The sequence below is a fragment of the Streptomyces fuscigenes genome (genome assembly GCF_021556455.1).
GTDB lineage: Bacteria > Actinomycetota > Actinomycetes > Streptomycetales > Streptomycetaceae > Streptomyces > Streptomyces fuscigenes.
Map to the genome: position 1 here is coordinate 1 of NZ_JAKGCV010000628.1, position 2,446 is coordinate 2,446.

A 2,446-nucleotide genomic window follows, 5' to 3' on the forward strand; every position below is an offset into this window, starting at 1 on the left:
GTCCGCCGCGGCCCCGCCGCCCGGCCGGTCCGCCCGCTCGCCGCGCCGTCCGCCGCCCGGCCCGCGGTCCGCGGGTCCCTCGCGCCTCGGCCGGTCGTCACGCACCGGTCCTGCCGGGCCGCTGGGCTTTTCGTACCACCCCGGCCCGTCGCCGCGCTCCGGTCCGTGCTTGGCGGCCCGGTGGCGCGGTGGTCGGGCGCGGTACTCGCGGGGTATGACGGTGTCGGCCCGGCGTGGGTCGAGTCGCGCACCGCGGGCCGGCGCTCCGGCCGTTCTCGGAAAGCGCGCGCGTCTCTCAGAACGCGCGCGCGTACTGCTGGGGAACGTGGGCCGCGGCGCCCAGTTCGGCGGCGGCGCGCTGGGCCCACGACGGGTTGCGCAGCAGCTCGCGGGCGAGCAGGACCGCGTCCGCCTCCCCGTTGGCCAGGATCTTCTCGGCCTGCTCCGGCTCGGTGATCAGACCCACGGCCGCCACCGGCATCCGGGTCCGCGCCTTGATCTGCGCCGCGAACGGGACCTGGTAGCCGGGGCGGAGGGGGATGCGCGCGCCCGAGGCGTTGCCGCCGGTCGAGACGTCCATCAGGTCCACGCCGTGCGCGAGCAGTTCGTCCGCGAAGCGGACGGTGTCCTCGGCGTTCCAGCCGTTCTCCTCCAGCCAGTCGGTGGCGGAGATGCGGAAGAAGACCGGGAGGTCGTCGGGCCACACCGCGCGCACCGCGTCCACGACCTCCAGCGCGAAACGCACGCGGTTGCCGTACGAGCCGCCGTACTCGTCCGTGCGGCGATTGCTGTGCGGCGAGAGGAACTGGTTGATCAGGTAGCCGTGGGCGCCGTGGATCTCCGCGACCTTGAACCCGGCGTCGAGCGCCCGGCGGGCGGCGTCCGCGAACTGGCCGACGATCTCGGCGATGCCCTCGGTGGTCAGCTCGGCCGGCACGTTGTGGCCCTCGGCGAACGGCACGGCACTCGGGCCGAGTACGTCCCAGCCGCCGTCCTCCGGCGCCACCGGCCCGCCGCCCTCCCACGGCGCGTGGGTGCTCGCCTTCCGCCCCGCGTGGGCGATCTGGATGCCGGGCACCGAGCCCTGCTCCGTGATGAAGCGGGTGATCCTGCGGAACGCTTCGACCTGCGTGTCGTTCCAGATGCCGAGATCGTTCGGGCTGATGCGGCCCTCCGGAGCGACCGCCGTGGCCTCGGTGATGATGAGCCCCGTGCCGCCGGTCGCGCGCGCCGCCAGGTGCGCGAAGTGCCAGTCGCCCGGAACGCCGGCGCCGGGACCCGTGGCCTGCGCGGAGTACTGGCACATGGCCGCCATCCAGATCCGGTTGGGGATGGTCAGCGACCGCAGGGGGTACGGGTCGAAGAGGGCGCTCACGGGAGCTCCAATCAGGACGCGGAACGGCGGAACGCTAGTACGATACCTGTCGTACTACGGCCGCTGTCAAACAACGGCAGGTGCGCCGAACCGGCCCGTCGCTTCCGCTTCTGCCCCGTCCCACGGCCGAGTTCACCCTCCGAGGGGCCGTCCCGCGCCATCCCGGAGTGAGCCGCCTCACCCCTCGCCGGGCCTCCGCTTCGGCCGGGACCTCGCACCGCCCGCGGTCGCGGGGGCGGTGCGGTCGGGCGGATGCGTGCGCATCCGGTGGCGCCCATGCGGGGAGTAGGCCGACGGCGCGTCATGGCAATAAGGGCGAATAATGACGGATTGCCTGATTAAGTTGTGAATGTGTCGGAACACAAGCTGATGACCGCCCGTAAATGTGATGAGTACACCGCGCAGGGCCTCCCGGTCTGGGAAGTGCAGGGATACGGAACGTCCAGCGGCGCGGGGCACGACGTCCTCGCCCCCTGGTTCGACGTCCGTCTCACCCTGCCGGACGGCGCGCGGGTGGACGTACTGGCGGTCCTGCGCGGCGACTCGATCGCCATCGAGGACGCGCAGGCGGACCCGCCGCTGCCACTCGCGGGACTCGCCGCGCTCGCCTCCGCGCTGGACGCCCCGCTCCAGGAGGCCTGTGCGTCGGTGACCTCCGTCACGTCCCCGCCGGCGTCCTCGTCGCCTTCCCCCACTCCGTCCCCGTCCCGGTCCGAGACCCTCGGCCCGTCCGCGCCGGACGCGACGGGTGAGACGGGCCACACTCCGGCCCCGGCGGCCGGACCGGCGCCGGTCACAGAAGGGGCCACGGACACGGCAGCGGGAAACGGCGGCGCGGAGGGCCGGGCGGCTGCCGCGGACCGCGAACCCTGCCCCGCACCCGAAGCCGGCGTGCTCCCCCCGCCCGAAACCGCCGCCTTCCCCGCGCGGGAGGCCGGCGCCTTCCCCGTGCCGGAAGGGGGCCCCGTCCTCGCGCCGGAGACCGGTCCCGCCATCGGTGCCGCGCCGGTCGCCGACGGGTTCTCCGTCCGGGCCGCGGACGGCCCCTTCGGCCCGGCGCCGGGCGCGGGC

2 protein-coding genes are annotated in these 2,446 nt (G+C 74.7%); one reads left to right on the plus strand and one right to left on the minus strand.

The window, feature by feature from the left end; genetic code table 11:
- Positions 1–295: 295 nt before the first annotated feature.
- Positions 296–1,375 carry an NADH:flavin oxidoreductase/NADH oxidase gene (locus L1885_RS27115; RefSeq protein ID WP_235799799.1) on the minus strand — a complete coding sequence of 360 codons (1,080 nt, stop codon included), beginning with the start codon at positions 1,373–1,375 and terminating at the stop codon, positions 296–298.
- Between the two features lie 351 nt (positions 1,376–1,726).
- Here L1885_RS27115 and L1885_RS27120 point away from each other — a divergent pair.
- The coding region (locus L1885_RS27120) for a DUF6214 family protein (RefSeq protein ID WP_235799800.1) at positions 1,727–2,446 on the plus strand (720 nt) is incomplete at its 3' end.